This window comes from Microvirga antarctica, from assembly GCF_017921815.1.
GTDB classification, from domain to species: domain Bacteria; phylum Pseudomonadota; class Alphaproteobacteria; order Rhizobiales; family Beijerinckiaceae; genus Microvirga; species Microvirga antarctica.
In genome coordinates this window covers 255,038-272,661 of sequence record NZ_JAGEMM010000004.1, presented here as the reverse complement: position 1 = coordinate 272,661, position 17,624 = coordinate 255,038, and the positions used below count along the sequence as shown (strand labels likewise).

At 63.7% G+C, this 17,624-nt stretch carries 11 protein-coding genes; all 11 read left to right on the top strand.

Annotated features, from left to right (window positions below; all coding sequences use genetic code 11):
* The first annotated feature begins 3 nt into the window (after positions 1–3).
* Positions 4–2,676 carry a cellulose biosynthesis cyclic di-GMP-binding regulatory protein BcsB gene (locus J4G32_RS14480; protein ID WP_210495868.1) on the top strand — a complete coding sequence of 891 codons (2,673 nt, stop codon included), beginning with the start codon at positions 4–6 and terminating at the stop codon, positions 2,674–2,676.
* Positions 2,673–3,767 (top strand): family 8 glycosyl hydrolase, encoded by a 1,095-nt coding sequence (locus J4G32_RS14475; protein WP_210495862.1) that lies wholly within the window; start codon positions 2,673–2,675, stop codon positions 3,765–3,767. Before J4G32_RS14480 ends, J4G32_RS14475 begins: the two co-directional genes overlap by 4 nt.
* Entirely contained in the window at positions 3,758–6,043 is a 2,286-nt protein-coding gene (locus tag J4G32_RS14470; RefSeq protein ID WP_210495859.1) for a tetratricopeptide repeat protein, read from the top strand. The genes J4G32_RS14475 and J4G32_RS14470 overlap by 10 nt, the downstream gene beginning before the upstream one ends.
* A 118-nt stretch (positions 6,044–6,161) precedes the next feature.
* Positions 6,162–6,668 carry a chemotaxis protein CheW gene (locus tag J4G32_RS14465; RefSeq protein ID WP_210495856.1) on the top strand — a complete coding sequence of 169 codons (507 nt, stop codon included), beginning with the start codon at positions 6,162–6,164 and terminating at the stop codon, positions 6,666–6,668.
* Positions 6,668–8,113, top strand: coding sequence for a CheR family methyltransferase (locus J4G32_RS14460; RefSeq protein WP_210495853.1), 1,446 nt, complete (start codon positions 6,668–6,670; stop codon positions 8,111–8,113). Before J4G32_RS14465 ends, J4G32_RS14460 begins: the two co-directional genes overlap by 1 nt.
* A gap of 2 nt (positions 8,114–8,115) precedes the next feature.
* On the top strand, positions 8,116–8,712 hold the full coding sequence (locus J4G32_RS14455) for a chemotaxis protein CheW (RefSeq protein ID WP_210495850.1): 597 nt from the start codon (positions 8,116–8,118) through the stop codon (positions 8,710–8,712).
* 1 nt (position 8,713) lies between these two features.
* Positions 8,714–10,390 carry a methyl-accepting chemotaxis protein gene (locus J4G32_RS14450; RefSeq protein ID WP_210495846.1) on the top strand — a complete coding sequence of 559 codons (1,677 nt, stop codon included), beginning with the start codon at positions 8,714–8,716 and terminating at the stop codon, positions 10,388–10,390.
* A 29-nt stretch (positions 10,391–10,419) separates the two neighbouring features.
* Complete coding sequence (locus J4G32_RS14445; RefSeq protein ID WP_210495844.1) at positions 10,420–12,663, top strand: hybrid sensor histidine kinase/response regulator; 2,244 nt, start codon at positions 10,420–10,422, stop codon at positions 12,661–12,663.
* Entirely contained in the window at positions 12,660–13,736 is a 1,077-nt protein-coding gene (cheB, locus tag J4G32_RS14440; RefSeq protein ID WP_210495840.1) for a chemotaxis-specific protein-glutamate methyltransferase CheB, read from the top strand. Before J4G32_RS14445 ends, cheB begins: the two co-directional genes overlap by 4 nt.
* Positions 13,733–15,478, top strand: a complete 1,746-nt coding sequence (locus J4G32_RS14435; RefSeq protein ID WP_210495836.1) for a response regulator — start codon at positions 13,733–13,735, stop codon at positions 15,476–15,478. The genes cheB and J4G32_RS14435 overlap by 4 nt, the downstream gene beginning before the upstream one ends.
* A complete protein-coding gene (locus tag J4G32_RS14430) occupies positions 15,475–17,388 on the top strand; it encodes a response regulator (protein WP_210495830.1) in 1,914 nt (637 codons plus the stop codon). The genes J4G32_RS14435 and J4G32_RS14430 overlap by 4 nt, the downstream gene beginning before the upstream one ends.
* The last annotated feature ends 236 nt before the right edge of the window (positions 17,389–17,624 follow it).

The window sequence follows — 17,624 nt, the reverse complement described above, 5'->3', positions numbered from 1 at the left end:
GGCATGCGCGCTTATCTCATCCCGTTCTTGCTCGCGCTTCAGGCGATTGGCGCCCATCCGCTATCGGCGCAGCCAGCTCCTTTCAGCATGTCGCCCGGCAGCGAACGGCCGGCTCCCCCTCCTGCGCCATCGCCACCCTCACCGGGACCGGCGATCGGCACGCCGGTTCCCTTCGACATGCAGGGCGTCGCGCCCGTCCCACAGCGGCCGGCAGCGCCGCGGCCCAATCCCACAAACGGGGTTCAATCGCTGCCCCAACCCTCAGTGCGCCCGGCCGACGCGCCCGCGGCCAGAGCTGCGCCGTTTGACATGGCGCCCCAAGGCGCGCGCCCTCCGGCGACTGCTGTTCGCCCCCAGCCGGGTGTTGCCACACCCGTGCGCAATGTCACGCCGCTGGCGCCGTCTTCGGGGCCCGCCAACGCCGCACGCACGGGCGGCCGCAGCGAGAAGCCCATCCTGCCGTTCGACGATATCCGGCTTGAGGGCGAAAGCGACGCCCGTTCCTGGGCCTTCAGCCTGACTCAAGATGAAGCAGTGAATGTGGTGGGTCTGGCGGTCGGCTACCAGAACGCCGTCGTGGTCATGCCCGAGGCCTCGAGGCTGCGCGTCATCATCAATGGCGAGGTGATCAACGACATCACGATCGCATCCTCGGCCAATATCTTCAGAACTGTCGTGCCCATGCGGTCGGGGCTCCTGCGACAGGGCCAGAATATCATCCGGATCGAGGCAACGCAGAGGCATCGAACGGACTGCACGATTCGCGCGACCTACGAATTGTGGACGCAGCTGGATTCCGCCTCGACGAGCCTGATCTTTTCTGACGGAGCCCCGCGCCCGATCCGCTCGCTGGAGGACCTTCCCGCGGTCGGAATGGACACCCAGGGGATCACCACCATACGGATCGTGGCGCCCCGCATCTACCGTCCGGAGATCCGCGATCGTCTCTTGCGCCTTGCCCAGATGGTGGCCCTGCGGGGTCGCTATGCTCACCCTGTCATTCGCGTGGTCGAATCAGACCCGGGCGCAAGCCCTGCGGGAACCATCAAAGTGGTGATGGGCATCGCCAGCGAACTGCGCGGCGTCATGGCAGCGCCCCCCGAGGCCGCGAACGCTCAGGCTCTGGCGATCGTCATGCACGAGGCCAGTTCGGGCTCTGCGACGCTTGTCGTCTCGGGACCCAGTTGGAACGATCTCGACAACGCCATCAACATCGTCGGCGCGCCTGCCCTCAATCGCGAGGGCCGTCCGCGCAACACCGTCGATACGGCAAGCTGGCTGTGGCCAGAGGTTCAGACATTGTTGGGCGGAAGGCCGATCGCATTCTCGGATGTCGGGATTCCCACGCAGGAATTCTCCGGTCGACGTCTGCGAGCCCGGTTCGCTGTCAACCTTCCGGCCGATTTTTATGCCAGCGACTATGGCGAGGCGACCCTGTTTCTCGATGCCGCACACACGGCGGCGGTGCTTCCGGGGAGCCGCATCGATCTCTATGTGAACGGGCGCATCAGCGCCACCATGACGATCACATCACGCGGCGACGTCTTCCGCCGGCATCCCGTGCGTATCCCGATGCGAAACTTCAAGCCGGGCATCAACCACCTCGCATTCGAGACCATTCTTTTGACCGCAGCGGATGAACGCTGCGCACCTGGCGAGACCTTGTCGGAGGCCAACCGCTTCGTCCTGTTCGACACGACGTCCCTCTTGATTCCCAACTTCGGCCGCATCGGACGTGTGCCCGACCTCGCGCCCATCAGCACAGCTGGGTTCCCCTTCGGGGCGCAGCCAGCCTCGATCGTTCTGGCCCGCCCGGATGCGCTGAGCTATTCCGCATCGGGCACGCTTCTCGCCCGCATGGCCCGCGATTCCGGAGAGCCGGTGCGAGCCCAGTTTCTCAATGCCGTGTCGGGGGGAGACTCATCGGTCGTCGTCGTGGGTTCGATCGATCAACTTCCGGCTGGCATGCTGGGCCGCGTCAACATCAGCGAGAACCTGAAGACGGTCTGGCAATCCATGCCGTCTTCGAACTGGGCCTATCCGCCCGGCGTGGCCTCTAACCAGCCCCCTAAACCCGTTGCGGGAACCAATGCAAACCGGGCCGATTACGTACCCCCGAAAGCGCAGCCTGCGGTGGTCGACAGCGGTTCGACGGACGACATCCGCCGCCGATGGTCCGAGAACCTGCAGCGGCGCGGCTTCATCCAACAGAGCATCGACACCTTCAAGGAATGGGTCGAGCGCACGTTCAACCTCTCGCTGGCATCGCTCTCCTTCGATGAGCGCGTCAGCCAGGCCTACGAACCGCCGCAGCGCACAAGCCTCCTGCTCGCCCAGAGCCGCGCGGAAGGTAATGCCACCTGGACTCTTGTGACCGCGCGCAACGCGGAGGCACTCGCGGACGAGATGGTGCGCCTGACCAATCCGATGACCTGGTCGCAGGTCTCCGGACGCGTTGCCTCGCTCGATCCCACCGAGAGCAAGCTTGAGATCGAGCCGATCCGCGACTTCAGTTTCGTGCAGACGCAGCCATTCTCGCTGCTGAATCTGCGTCTGGTCGCGGCCAACTGGATGTCCGTCAACATCCTGCAATATGCCCTCCTGCTCGTTGTCTGCTGCATTCTGCTCGGTGGCGCGACCTACCTGATGTTGAACCACCTTGGACGCGGCAAATGAATGACAGTGGATCGCGAATCACACGGCTGTGCTGGCTTTTCTGTGTCGTCGTCGCGGCCCTTGCTCCCCTGCAGCCGGCTGTCAGCGCCCCGGTCGAACCCGTGAAGATCGCCGGAACCGTGACAGCGTCGGACTGGGAGGCCTATCGCTCCCGTTTTGTGAAGCCGGATGGCCGTGTCGTCGACAATGCGAATGGCGACATCAGTCACAGCGAAGGGCAGGGCTACGGATTGATCCTGGCGCTGGCTGCGGAAGATCGCGGAACGTTCGAGAAGATCTGGAACTTCACGCTCACCGAATTCCTCATCCGCGACGACGGCCTCGCCGTCTGGAAGTGGGACCCGGCCGCCACCCCGCATGTGACCGACCGCAACAACGCGACCGATGGTGACATCCTGATTGCTTACGCCCTCGGGCGCGCGGGCATTCACTGGAAGGACGACCGATATGTGAAGGCGGCGCAACGCCTCGCGATGGCCATCGGAAAGACCGGCATCGGGCGCGAGGGCGAGTCCCTGTTTCTGCTTCCGGGCGCCAAGGGTTTTGCAGCCGCTGACCGTCCCGACGGACCGGTTGTCAATCTGTCCTACTGGGTCTTCGAGGCATTCCCCATCCTCGCGAGCCTTGCGCCGGAATTCGATTGGAGCGCCGTGTGGCGCCAGGGAATCGTGCTGCTGCAGCAGGCCACGACCGGCAAGACCCGTCTCCCCGCGGACTGGATTTCCATTCGGGCGCGCCTGCAGCCACGCACGGCAGACGGCTTTCCGCCGGAGTTTGGTTACAACTCGTTAAGGATACCTCTTTACTTATTGCGGGCGGGGATGACCGACATGGATTGGTTGAAAACCGTCGATCAGCGTTGGCGCGCGGGCAGCGAGGGAGTTGCCATCGTCAATGTCCTGACGGGCCAGGTGCGCGAGCGCCTGACGGATCAGGGCTACACCGCCATGTCGGCGGCCTTGTCGTGCGCGCTCGATGGCACGCCGATCCCGGCTGAGTTGAAGACGTTTGAGCCGAAACTGTATTATTCGTCGACGCTGTACCTGCTGTCGATGTCGCTAGTGGGTGAAAAATATCCGAAATGTCTGTAGCGCGCGGTGCCATAGCGATTGCGATTGTGAGCCTGGGCTTTGCGGCCATCGCTCAGCAATCCGGCGAGACCGTGCCGCGGCAGATGCAGGGAGCCGGGGCGCCTGCCGGATTGCAACCTGCACCGACCCGTCCGCCCGTTGACGAATCGGCGTTGCGCTACTTCGCGTCTCAGGGCGACACGCGGCGTGTGGATGCGGAGGTGGCGCGCCTGCGCGCGCTGTATCCCGAATGGACACCGCCGACCGATCTGTCGCAATCCCCCGGCAGCGCATTGCCCCAGACAGATCCCGCGGTCGATGCCCTCTGGCAGCTTTATGCGGACGGCAAGGTGGCGGAAATCCGCGCGGCTATCGCTGAGCGTCAGGCCGCCGATCCCAACTGGAAGCCGCCCGCCGAACTGCTCGTGGCGCTCGACCAGTCAGAAGCGCGCCGCCGCCTGACGAATGCCTCGGACAGCAGCCAGTGGCGCACCGTCCTGGCCATCGCCACAGAAACGCCGACCCTCCTCACCTGCGCGAATGTGGATGTGCTCTGGCGCGTGGCGGAAGCCTTCGCCAAGACGAACCAGATCCCGCGCGCGCGCGATGTCTACACTTACACGCTGACCAATTGCGCCAACCCGACGGAGCGTCTCGGCACGCTTCAGAAGGCGGTCGCTCTCTTACCGGACGCTCAGATCGCCGAACTGCTGAAATTCGAGCGGCGGACGGGCGATACACCTGATGACTTCAGTCCCATTCGCGACGAGCTCGCACGCCGACGGGTTGAGCGCGCCTCAGTCGACGGCAAAACCATCGCCGCGCCCGACGACCTCGCTATCGTAGAGCGCCTTGCTGAAAATCCCGCGGATTCGGGCAACGCGCTGATCCTCGGCTATTACAATTATCATCACAAATCGCCCGAGAAGGCGCTGGAGTGGTTCAAGCTCGCGCTGGATCGGAATGCGGGGCCGAAGGCCGCCGAGGGATATGCCCTCACGCTCCGCAACCTTAACCGGTTCGTCGAGGCCGAAGCGTTCGCGTTCGATTGGCGCGACAAGGCCAAGGAGAACATGCAGGTCTACCTGGACGTGGCGACCGCGTTGCTGAGCCAGGATCCTCCGCCGCGCCTCGATCCCCGGGTCATCACGCGCGTCATTCAGGCGGTGACGGCCCAGCGCTTCGTCAACGGCGCCCAGGCGCTCGGCTGGTACTCCTACAATACTGGCCAGTTCCGGTCGGCCCGTGATTGGTTCCTGAAAGCACTCGCCTGGAATGCGGAGGACGAGCCGTCCGCTTATGGCGCGGCGCTTTCGACCCAGCGGCTCAACGATCGCGCGGGATTCAACGCGATCGTGACCAAATGGCGGCCGCGCTCGCCGCGCATTGCCGATCTCGCGGACGGCCGTGTCACCGCCCCCGCGTCGGGCCGCCGGTCCGCGGGTCCGGATGCGACGACCGAGACCACTGCTGCGATGACCGCCCCGTCTCCAATCGCGATGCCGTCATCGGGCCTCCCTGCCCCGATGACCACGACGGCGCCTGCCACGGCGTTTCCACAGGACCAGCCTGACAGCGCCGCGCGTCGGGCCGAGGCCACCCGGATGGCGCAGGCCGACGCTCCGCCGCCTGTCGAACCTCTGCGCCCGTCGGCAGCGCTTCGCCGGATGGAAGAACCGGCCAGGTTCGAGCAAACGGCACCCGCCGAGGCCCTTCCTGCAGCAAGGCGGCCCGCGGCGCGTGCGGCTGAGGCCCGCGGCACAGGCCGTGCCAACCGTGGCTGTACGGTCACGCGCAATCCTACCAGCCTCGCGCCCGGCGCCGCACTGACGCTGGGCTGGTGTCTCATGGAGCTTAACCGCCCGATGGAGGCAGCCAGCGCCTTCGATGAGGCCGTCAAGCGCGGCGAGGGACAGACGCGGGAAGAGGCTGCCTACGGCAAAACTTTGGCGTATCTGCGCAAGGATCTGACGGCCGAGGCAGCCGTCGCGGCGGCCGAAGCCCCTCAATCCGCAGATCGTCGACGCGAGCTGAATGCCAGCATCCTGTCCCAGCGCGCGCTGGGGGCTTATCGCGAAGGACGCTGGATGGAAGTCATCCTCGCGCTGGGCGAACGGAGCCGGGTCGTGCCTGAGCAGACAGATTTGATGCTGCTGCGAGGCTGGTCGTACTTCAAGCTCGGACGTTACAACGATGCGGAACGCATTTTCCGCTCCGTCCAGCGAACGGGTTACTCGGACGAGGCGAATGTCGGGCTGAACGCCGTCCTCGAGCGCACGCAGAACATCCGCCAGTAGCGGACAATCCCGATCGAACGTTCGAAAGAGGTTGCTCCATCGACCCCTCCGCCCAATATAAGCAGCACTGCGCCGGCCCGCAGCCTTGTTTTCCCTGAATTTGGCGGATTGTAGCGAGATGGCGAGCCTCCACATTCTTCTGTTCGACGTGGGCGGGACGCGATGTGCCCTTCGGCGCAATGACGTGCGTGAGCTTCTCCCTTTGCCGCACTTGTGGCGTCCGCCGTCCCTGCCGAAACCACTCGCGGGCTTCTTCAATCTTGGCGGAACCGCTGTTTCGGTTGTCCGAATGGATGTGCTGTTCGGCCTGGAGAGCCAGAAAGCCGGAACTGACAACGGATTGTACCGTCACCTGATCCTGGTGGATGGAGTGACCGAGGGACGTCCCATGGCGTTTTTGGTCGACCGGGTCGTTGACCTCGCTCTTGTCGACGGACGCCTTGTCTCTCCCGTTCGAGAGGCAGGAACGCTCAATGGATGCGTCCAGGGCGAGATCGACATCGACGGGCAACTTGTCCATCTCCTGTCCGTCGATCGCGTTCTCTTCGCCGAGGAACAGCAGGCCCTGTCGACGTTAACGCAGACGGCCCAAAGTCGCCTCAGCGAGTGGACGGTGAGCGCTTGATGCCAGCGCCACTCACTCAGGGCTACGCCCTCGATCCCGCCTTCGCGCGGCTGAAATCCCTTGTGATCGAGCGCACTGGCCACTTCTACTATCAGGACAAGGACGACCTGCTGTGGGAGCGGGTTCGCAAGCGCCTGCGTGAAACTGGAAAGCCCGATTGTTCTGCCTATCTCGCGCTGCTCGAAGACCCCGGCTTCGGCGACGCCGAATGGGCACGCCTTGAAGCCGAGATCACGATCGGGGAGACGTTTTTCTTTCGTTACGTGGAGCAGTTCGCCGCCCTCCGCGAGGTGATTTTGCCGGAGATCATCGCGCGCAAACGCGGCGAGAAGCGGCTTCGCATCTGGAGCGCAGGATGCGCCACCGGTGCGGAAGCCTATTCGATTGCCATTCTGCTCACCGAACTTCTCGGCGAGGACCTCGCGAACTGGCGGGTGCGGATCATCGGCACCGACATCAACGAGACCTTTCTGGAGACGGCCCGCCGCGCGCGCTTCGGGCAATGGGCGCTTCGCTCGCTGACCCCAGCCGAGAAATCCGCGTATTTCGTCCCAGCCGCCGAGCGCGCCCAATGGCAGCTTCGGCCGGAATTTCGATCCCTCGTGGGTTTTGAACGCCACAACCTGCTCAGTCTTCTGGACGGAACGTCGCCGCTCCAGTTCACGGAATTCGACCTGATTCTCTGCCGAAACGTCCTCATCTACTTTCATCCGGAGACGGTCCATCGCGTTGTGGAAGCCCTGCGCGATACGCTTTTGGAAGGGGGGTGGATGCTGCTGGGTCACGCCGAGCCAAACCCGGCTTTTGCGGCGATGATGCAGGCGTTGAACCTGCCCGGAACGACCGCCTATCGCCATTTGCCGGGCGATGGCTCGCAAGCCGCGCCCGCGGTCGCCGAGGAACCGTTTGCTCCGGTGCCCTGGCTGCCGGCAATTCCAACGGACCCCGCACCTGCCTCAGAGCGGACGGAATGGTCGTCTCCAAAGGTCCTGCCTGCGCTCCCCATCGATGAAATCATGCCGGTTTCGCAGGCAGCGGTGCTGCTGCGCGATGTCAGGCGGCTCGCCGATGCGGGACATCTCGAGGAGGCCGACGCGCTGTGCAAGCGTGGCCTGAGAGATCAGCCGATCGACCCCATATTCCACTTCTTTCAAGGCCTTATCGCCCAGACCCTCGGGCGCGATCAGGAGGCAGAGAAGGCCTTCCGCGACAGCATCTATCTCGATAAGAGATTTGTCATGGCGCATTATCATCTCGGTCTTCATCTGATTTCGCGCCACCACGCGGCTGCTGGCCAACGATCGGTTGCCAACGCCCTGAGGCTTGCAGCAGATCTGCCGGATGACTGTCCGCTCGAGGAGGGCGACGGCCTCACCGCCAAGGATTTCAGAACGATGGTGCGCGCGCGGCTGAAGCGCCTGACCACCCCGCGGCAGGAGGGTTGATCATGGCATTGTCACTGCGCGGCAGACTGCGACAGATCAACCGGGCGGGCGCATATTCGGCCGAGGAGAGCGCGCGCCTTCTTCTCGATGAGCGAACGCTCGATCTCGCCTCGCGACAATCCTCCGCAAAGGAGCCGGAGCGGCCGGCAGCGCCGGTTCTGGTCTGCACTGCCGGGCGCGAGCGCTATGGGATTGCTCTGGCGGATATCGTCGAGGTCCTTCCCGTGCGCCCCTGCGTCCCGGTGCCTGATGGTCCGTCTGCCCTCGTCGGAATTATTGGTCGGCGAGGTTATCTTGTCAGCGTCATCGACCTCGGAGCTGCACTTGGCATCCCGGCGCCCGCTGAGACCGAGTTTCATCACCTTGTCCTGCTGCGGCGCGAGCAGCCGCGGGTCGCCCTACGGGTCGAGCACGCAGAAGGCGTGTTCCCCGCGACGCCAATCTCCTCCGAGAACCAGCACGCCTTTCGGACCGAGGCTGTTATCGGATATGCGGAGATGGCGTCCGGGTCCGCCCGTGGCGCGCGCGTTCTCTCCTTGCTCGATGTCGATCAACTGATCCGCCCCTTCCTTTTCCCCTTCCCGGCTTCTGGAGTGTAACGTGACAATCTCGATTGCGAATCGCATCCTTCTCGGCTTCGCGTTCATTGTTGCGCTGATGGTGGGATTGGGCGCCTACACCATCAACCAGCTTGACGACGTGACGAGGACGACGGAAACCATCGTCAATCGTGATCTGGCTTTGCAACGCCAGCTCGACGCGATCGGGCGCAGCCAGAATGACATGCGCGCCGCGCGCGAGGAGGCGCTCAGCCGCTATTTCCTGCGCTCTCTCGGCCAGCAACCCGGTCCATACGAAGACCTGGTTGCCGATTGGGGACGGCGTGCCGCAGCCGCGGAATCGACGCTGGCCCAGGCCATCGTGACCACGAATAGTTACATCTCCACGTCCGCGACGAGCCAGCGCGCAGACGCCTGGCGGCGAATCAGCGAATTGCTGAACACCTCCAGCGGCCAGTTGCGCCAGATCCGCGTGGGCTCAGAACAGCAATTCAGTGCGATCCAGGCCAACGACCTTTCGGCGATCGTCAGCACGGAGAACGCGCTGAGGGTGAGCCGCGACGCCTGGGGCAAATCGCTTGAGGACATCAGCAAGGTTCTGAACGAGGCCATCACCATCGGGCAGCGGCGGGTTGGCGAGGTCTATGAGCAGAGCAGAACGTCGATCATTCTGGCGCTCGCTGTCGTCGCGCTTCTCAGCGTTCTGATCACGTACGTGCTGCGGGCATCCATCGCCAATCCGCTCAATGCCTTCATGGAGTTTGTGGAGCGTGTTGGCCGCGGCGATCTTGCCGGTCAGACCGCAACGGCCGGAACCGATGAACTCGGACGGCTCGGCGGCACCCTCAATGGAATGGTCGAGGGACTTCGACAACTGGCCAGGCAAAGTCGGGAAGCGACCGAGAATCTCAACGCTGCTGCGGCTGAAATCCGGGCATCGACCCAGGAACAGGCCGCCAGTGTCGAAGAACAACTGGCAGCCGTGCAGGAGACCGCCGCTACCGTTGACGAGATCACCCACGCGGGGGCGCAGATCGGCAAGCGGGCGCAGGAAGTGATCGCGGCCGCACAGGCCACCGCGCAGACCAGCGTGGCTGGCCTCCAGGCCGTGGACGAGACCGCACGGGCCATGGATGCCATTCGCGACCAGGCAGAGGCTGTGGCGGAAAACATTGTTGCGCTCAGCGAGAAAACTCAGGCCGTGGGAGAGATCATCTCCACCGTCAACGACATCTCGGAGCGGACTCACCTTCTGGCGCTGAATGCTGCCATCGAGGCCGCCGCGGCGGGCGAGAACGGTCGCAGCTTTGCCGTCGTGGCATCGGAGATGAAGGTGCTGGCCGACCAGGCGAAGGACGCGACTTCGCAAGTTCGATCGATCCTCGGCGATATCCAGCGCGGGATCAATTCTTCGGTCATGCTCACCGAGGAAGCGGTCAAGCGTGTGACCGCCGGAAAGGAGCGCACCGATACCACGCAATCCACCATCACGGAGATTTCGAGCCGCGTTCAGGAGAGCGTGCAGACGTTCCAGCAGATCGTGGCATCGACCAACCAGCAGCAGCTCGGGATCGAGCAGGTGATGAGCGCTCTGCAGAACATCCGGCAGGCGAGCCAGCAGACCGCCGCGGGAACGCGGCAGCTGGATATGGCGGCCGCCAATCTTTCCGGCCTGTCGCAGCAGCTCGTGGGGCTCGTCGAGCGCTACCGTTTGTGACCTGAAGATCATCGGGAGCGCCCAGCCTCGTGAAGGATATTCGCAAACTTCTGCTCGCGGCGTTCGATGTGGAGCATCGAGAGCATCTCGACGCCATCCGACGGGCCCTCGAGAGCTCCGGCACAATCGATCTGAACGATGTGTTTCGGCGCGCCCATTCTCTGAAGGGCGCCGCGCGTGCCGTCGAACTTCCGAGCGTCGAAGAGGTCGCGCATCAGCTGGAGGCGCTGTTCTCGCGAATTCTCGAGGGCGATCAGGCTCTCGACGACAAGGCTATCGCCGCGGTGCGTCTGAGCCTGGACACCATTGAAGACCTTGTCGCCGAAATCGACGCGGACAACGCGACGACATCATCCGATGCAGCACTCGATGCACTCACGGAGATTCTCGGGCTTCCGCCACGACCGCGCCCTGAACCGAAGGCCGCGCCTGACGAGATCGCCGTCGCCAAGCCCGAAGCCGCAGTTCCGACGGATCACGGCGCTGGCGCTTACTTGCGCGTGGCTGCCGAGCAGATGGAGCAATTGTCCAGCTCGATGCATCAATTGCTGGCTGAAATTCAGGCGGATGAGGCGATCGGCGAAGACCTGCAGCAGATCGAACTCGACGTCAGGGGGCTTCGCCGCAACTGGGACCAGCTTCAACCCCATCTCAAGGGCGCGACGAGCGAGGGCGCGCGTTCGACCCGACGCGCTGCCGGTTCGTCGGCATCACGCCTGCAGGCGTTCGACGAGGATCTGAAACTCCTGTTCCGGACCCTCTCCGCCCTGGCCCGCGATCGCCGAAAATCGGCCTGGACCATCGATCAGGCGGCCCGACGGGTTCGCGACGACATCGACCGGGTGTCGCTGGTCTCTGCCGACACGGTGTTCGGGAGCTTCGGCCACATGGTCCGGGATATCGCGCGTAATGAGGGCCGCGAGGTTCACGTGCGCATTCTCGGCCTCGATATCCAGGTCGACCGCCAGGTCCTTCAGGCGCTGAAGGACCCGATCATGCATCTGCTGCGCAATGCGATCAGCCATGGCCTCGAATCGGCCGCCGAGCGCGCCAGCAAGGGAAAGCCTGAACGTGGCGAGATAACTCTCGAGCTGGCCTCCCGCGGCGGTCGCCTTGCGGTCAGCATCCGGGACGATGGGCGCGGCCCCAATCTCGCACGGATCGAGGAGGTGGCGATTGAGCGCGGCCTCCTTTCCAAGAGGGAGGCGGGAGAGCGTGGACCCATGATGGACCAGCTCCTCGCGTTGGTCTTTGCCCCGGGGTTCTCCACCGCGACCGAGGTGAACCGACTGTCCGGTCGCGGCATGGGGCTCTCCGTCGTGGCCGAAGCGGTGCGCAAGCTCCATGGCTCGGTTCTCCTCCGCCCACGTTTTCCGTGGGGCACGGAGGTGATCCTCAGCGTACCTTTCAACGCCGCCCGTCAGCCGCTTCTCCTCGTGGAGACGGAGGGTCGGACATTCGGATTTCCGACTTACGGGATCGAACGGCTGCTCCGCATCGGCGCGGCTGAGCTGGAAAGTGTGGAAGGACGTCCGACGGCACGGATCGCGGTGGGGGGGCAAGACGTTGTGGTTCCAGTCATCGCCCTGGCAGCCCTTACAGGATCACCACGTGCACATCTTCCAATCGAGAACGGGACTGTGAAAGCTGTCCTGGTCAATAACGGCTCTCGCTTCTGCGCCTTTGCGGTGGATTCCTTCCAAGACGTCCGGACGATGCTGGTCAGCGACGTTGCGGTGATTGGAACGAGCGCGATGGTGACAGGAACGGTCATGCTCGAGGATGAAGTGCCGGCGCTCGTGCTGAGCCCGGAAATGCTTGTCGAGCATTGGACGCGGCAGGAGAGCCATGTCGCGTCGAGCGGACTGGGCATTCTCGACAACGGCGAAGCGGCTGAGATCCGAGCGACGACGATTCTCGTGGTGGACGATTCGATCACGACGCGGACGCTCGAGAAAAGCATTCTTGAATCGCAAGGCTATCGTGTTCTCCTGAGCGTGGACGGCATCGATGCTCTCAATGTTCTGCGGTCCGGCAACACCATCATCGACCTGGTCATCGCGGATGTGGAAATGCCGCGGATGGACGGGTTCGGCCTCCTCCAGGCCATCAAGGCAGATGGACGCCTGGCCGCCACGCCGCTGATTCTCATGACATCCCGCGCCGACCCTGCCGACATTCGTCGGGGATTGGACCTGGGCGCCAGCGCCTATCTCACGAAACAGAAATTCGACCAGCGCGACCTTCTGGCGACCATCGGACAACTGTTATGATCTCTCCCTCTCCATCGCCCGTCCGCGTGATGATCGTGGAGGATTCCCTCGTGGTGCGGCAGCTGCTGGCGCATATTGTCGCGCGCGACCCGCGTCTGATCGTTGCCGCGGCTGTCAGTTCGGCCGAAGAAGCGCTCCAGGAAATCGGCCGGGTTCAGCCGGACGTGATTTCCATGGATATCCGCCTGCCCGGCATGGACGGGCTGGAGGCGACCCGGCGCATCATGTCCGAGCGCCCGACGCCCATCGTGGTCATCGCCGGAAGCATCGAGGATTCGGCGCTGAAAATCTCCATGAACGCGCTTCGCGCCGGCGCTCTCTCCGTCGTGGAGAAACCTGTCGGGGTGACAAGCGCGGGCTATGAGGCTGTCGCCCACACGATATGCACGCAACTTTACATCATGAGTCAGGTCACCGTTGTTCGACAGCGCTCCTTCGCTTGGAAGCCGGCCGGCGACCGGACCGTTCCGATGTGGCGGGATGAGCCCGTGGAATCGCAGACTCCGACCCTTCTCGGCATTGCAGCCTCGACAGGTGGCCCGCCTGCTCTCGCGAAGGTCCTGGGCGCCCTGCCGGCTGACTTCCCGCTGCCGATTTTGCTGGTCCAGCACATGGGGGCGCCGTTCATGGAAGGGTTCGCGTCCTGGCTCGATGGAATCATGGCGTTGTCTGTCGGTGTCGCCCGCGATGAGGAGATTCCCGTCGCCGGTCGCATTTACGTCGCGCCCGGCGACAGGCACCTGATGCTCTCGCCGACAGGAACGCTCAAGATCAGCGCGGCCGCACCTCTGGCGAGCCAGCGGCCGTCCGCAACGCTGATGTTTCAATCCATCGCGAAGACGCTAGGGCCGAAGGGTCTTGGCGTCCTTCTGACGGGCATGGGAGAGGACGGCGCGCAGGGGATGCTGGAGATGAAGCAGGCAGGCGCCTACACCATCGCCGAAGACGAAAGCACCGCCGTTGTCTATGGCATGCCGGCCGCAGCCACGCGCATGGGCGGCGTGCGGGCTAGCCTCCCTCTTGACCTCATCGCGCCGCGAATCACGCGTCTGGTGCAGGGAGTCGGAAAGTGACGGCAGGCCCAGCGCATCAAGGCGCACGGATCCTGCTGGTCGAGGACTCGGAGACGCAGGCCCTGCAGCTGCGCTACGTCCTCGAAACGAACGGCTTCCATGTGACGTGGAAATCCACGGCCGAGGCAGCCCTCGACAGCCTGAACGAGAAGCTTCCCGACCTGGTCATCGCCGATTTCCACCTGCCTGGCATGAATGGAGACGAGCTCTCACGGCAGATGCGATTGAATGTGCGCACGCGCGCCATCCCGGTCATCATGCTGACGGAAGCCCGTGAACGGGCTGTCGAACGCCAGGGGCTCGAGAGCGGCGCCGACGCCTATGTGTCGAAATCGGCCGAGCAGGCGCTCATTATTCTTCGCATCAGAGCGTTGTTGCGGCGCCGCGCGACGCCGGTTGCGGTCGTTTCAGAAGGTCGGGAAGCGCCCAGTTTCAGCACGTTCAGACGGGCGCGGATCCTTGTGGTCGACGAGGATGAAACCCAGCGACATTCGCTCGAGGGCGTCCTTGCGCGCGAGGGTTACGCGGTCACCTGCGTTGACAGCCCTGAAGAGGCGCTTGAACGCGTCAGCAAACACGGTGCAGCGCTCGACTGCGTGCTGGTCAACATCCTCAATTCCGGCTTCGACGGCGTCGAGCTTTGCCGAAAGCTGAATGTCTATCGCGGCGTCGCCCCTGTGCCAGGGATCGAGGTCGCCACCTTCTATATCGTCGGTCTGGGAAACGAGGACGGTGGGGATGTCCTCGCACGGGCGTTCGCTGCGGGGGCTGACGACATCGTGCCAGCGACCGCGGATGCCGACGTCATGCGGGTCCGTATCCGCGCACTGGTCCGCCGCAAACTCCTGCAGGACGAAAACTGGCGCATTGAGGCCGAACTCCAGGAGCGCGACCTTGCCCTCGAGCGCGCGCGCACCGAGGCGGCGGCGGCAGAAGCGCGGGCAGCTCTCGCGGGGGCGCTCGAAAAGGCCAATCACGAACTGGAAGAGGCCAACCAGCGTCTGAAGGATACGCAGGCCAAGCTCGTCCAGGCAGCCAAGATGGCCTCTCTGGGCGAGTTGGTCGCGGGCATTGCCCATGAGATCAACAATCCGCTCGCCTTCATTCTCGCCCATCAGGGGACCGTCGAGCGCCTGTTGACGGACGTGGCCCAAAACCTCCCCGACGATCCCGGGCTCGAGAAATCCGTGCGCAAGTCGCTCGAGCGGGTCGCGGCCATGAAACTGGGGCTGGGACGAATTCAGGAGCTGGTGCTGAACCTGCGACGTTTCTCCCGGCTCGACGAGGGCGATTTTCAGACGGTCAACGTTCGGGAGTCGATTGACACCGTGCTGGCGCTGCTCGGTCACAAGCTCGGCACCCGCATTGACGTCCGGCGCCATTACGGCGGCGCTGTCGACCTCTATTGCTCACCCGCTCTCCTCAACCAGGTTGTCATGAACATCGTGGGCAATGCGGCGGATGCGATTGTCGGAACAGGCGCAATCGATATCGAGACCGCCAGCGACGACACCACCTACACCATCACGATCAGCGACACGGGCCCTGGAATTTCCCCCGAACTGCGTGAGCGGATCTTCGAGCCCTTCTTTACGACAAAGCCGGTCGGCGCGGGAACTGGACTTGGGCTGGCGATCGCCTATAGCGTTGTGCAGGCTCACAAGGGCACGATTGCCGTGGATCCCCGGCCGCTGGGCGGCACCAGCTTTACCATCAAGATCCCGAGGCAGAACCTTACATGACCTCGATTGCGGCAGACACATCCGGACAGGGCACGATCCTTGTCGTTGACGACGAACCGGACATTCTCGTTGCGCTCGAGGATCTGTTCGAGAACGATTTTCGCGTTCTCTCCACGACGTCGCCGGTCGAGGCCCTCGCCATGCTCGAGACCGAGCCCGATATTGCGGTCATCGTGTCAGATCAGCGGATGCCCGAGATGTCGGGGGATGAGTTTCTGGCGCGGGCGCGGGAGAAAAGCGAGGCGGAATCGATCCTTCTGACCGGCTATGCGGACCTGAAGGCCGTCATCGGCGCGGTGAACAAGGGCCGCATCATGGCCTATATGCCCAAGCCATGGGACCCTGCGGTCCTGTCGAGCATGGTGACCTCGGCCTATGACCGGCGCATGCTGGCACGGGAGCTCGACATGGAGCGCGCCCTGCTCCGGGGCTTGATGGAGAGTACGGAAGACCTGATCTCGTTCAAGGATCTGGACGGGCGGTTCGTCCGCTTGAATTCAAGCAAGGCCAAAAACTTCGGCCTCCCTGCGGTATCCTGCATCGGACGCAAGGAAAGCGAGTTTGTGGATGCCGAACGCGCAGCGGCCATTCGCGAGGCAGAGCATGCGGCTGTCCTTGCCCAAGCGCCTGCAGAGCGGCTGGAGGAGTTCGCAACACCAGACGGCGCGACGCAATGGCACCTCGTTCATCGTATCCCAATCCTCGATGAAGGAGGATCGGTGGCGACGATCGCAACCATCGAGCGCGATGTCACCGAGCGCAAGATGATGGAAATGCGCTTGCGGCAGGCGGACAAGATGCAGGCGCTCGGCACCTTGGCGGGAGGCATCGCCCATGATTTCAACAACCTTCTCATGGCCGTGCTCGGCAGCCTTGACCTTGCGTCCCGCCGCGCACCCGACGATCCCCGGCTCAATCGGCTCCTGCAGAACGCCACCTACGCGGCGGAGCGCGGCGCGTCGCTGACGCAACGCCTCCTCAGCTTCAGCCGGCAGCGCGATCTCACCCTGCGAGCCGTGGACGTTAACGACGTCATTCGCGACATGAACGATTTGCTGATGCGCACCCTCGGGGGGGTGATCCGCATCCAGAGGACGCTGGCGGAGGGCCTCTGGCCTGCCATGGTCGACCCGGATCAACTGGAGCTGGCGATTCTCAACCTCTGCATCAACGCACGCGACGCCATGCCGGAAAGCGGTCTCATCTCGTTGTCGACCCGCAATGCCAGCGTTGGAGAGGGCCAGATCGCCGAGCTGGGAGCTGGCGATTATGTGGTGATCGCGGTGGCCGACGAGGGGTCAGGGATCCCGACGGAAATTCTCAATCGCGTGTTGGAGCCCTTCTTCACCACAAAGGAAGTCGGCAAGGGAACGGGGCTCGGATTGCCGATGGTCTACGGGCTGGCCCAGCAATCCGGCGGAACAGTCACGATTGCCAGCACCGTTGACGCGGGCACGCTGGTGGAAGTGTATCTCGCCCGTACTGCCGCAGACGACGCCGAGCCGCAGGCCGAGACGCAGGCCGAAGGCGCCCCTGCCACCAGGGTACGCATTCTCCTGGTGGACGATGATTCCGAAGTACGCTCTGTGACGGCCGCCTATCTGACTGAGATGGGCCATCGCGTGGTCGAAGCGCAAGACGGTGCCACGGCCCTCGATGTTCTTCGGACGGATCAACCGATCGATCTCCTCATTGCCGACTTTGCCATGCCGGGAATGACAGGCTTTGATCTCGCCCTCAAGGCCCGGGAGCACCGGGCTGGATTGGGTATTCTGCTCGTCACAGGCTATGCCGATCCTGAGAAAATGCCTGATGGCTTCCCGCTTCTCCATAAGCCTTTCGGGCGGGGGGATCTTGCCGCAAAGGTTAACGAGGTAGCGGCCGCTCTCGCGATCGTGTCGGACACCTGAGCGGCCACTTGGGCTCAGCGGCCGCTTGTGGATGAGATCACGCCGAAGGCGCCCGTGGAAAGAGACGCTCGGCTGCATGTCTGCTGGTCGAAAATAGTCTTATGCTGCCGGGGGTTACGAGCCCGCATGGGAAAACACATCAGCGCGAATGATCTTTGATCTCCTCCGCGGATGGTTTGTGAAATGGTATAATTTATCGGATTTGGGCGGCCGGCCGATTGGACAGATTGACAAGT

Bases quoted from the DNA above. Each gene is read 5' to 3' on its own strand.
- J4G32_RS14460 (WP_210495853.1), top strand. From the start codon at position 6,668: ATGCCAGCGCCACTCACTCAGGGCTACGCCCTCGATCCCGCCTTCGCG.
- J4G32_RS14465 (WP_210495856.1), top strand. From the start codon at position 6,162: ATGGCGAGCCTCCACATTCTTCTGTTCGACGTGGGCGGGACGCGATGT.
- J4G32_RS14430 (WP_210495830.1), top strand. From the start codon at position 15,475: ATGACCTCGATTGCGGCAGACACATCCGGACAGGGCACGATCCTTGTC.
- J4G32_RS14475 (WP_210495862.1), top strand. From the start codon at position 2,673: ATGAATGACAGTGGATCGCGAATCACACGGCTGTGCTGGCTTTTCTGT.
- cheB (WP_210495840.1), top strand. From the start codon at position 12,660: ATGATCTCTCCCTCTCCATCGCCCGTCCGCGTGATGATCGTGGAGGAT.
- J4G32_RS14470 (WP_210495859.1), top strand. From the start codon at position 3,758: ATGTCTGTAGCGCGCGGTGCCATAGCGATTGCGATTGTGAGCCTGGGC.
- J4G32_RS14480 (WP_210495868.1), top strand. From the start codon at position 4: ATGCGCGCTTATCTCATCCCGTTCTTGCTCGCGCTTCAGGCGATTGGC.
- J4G32_RS14455 (WP_210495850.1), top strand. From the start codon at position 8,116: ATGGCATTGTCACTGCGCGGCAGACTGCGACAGATCAACCGGGCGGGC.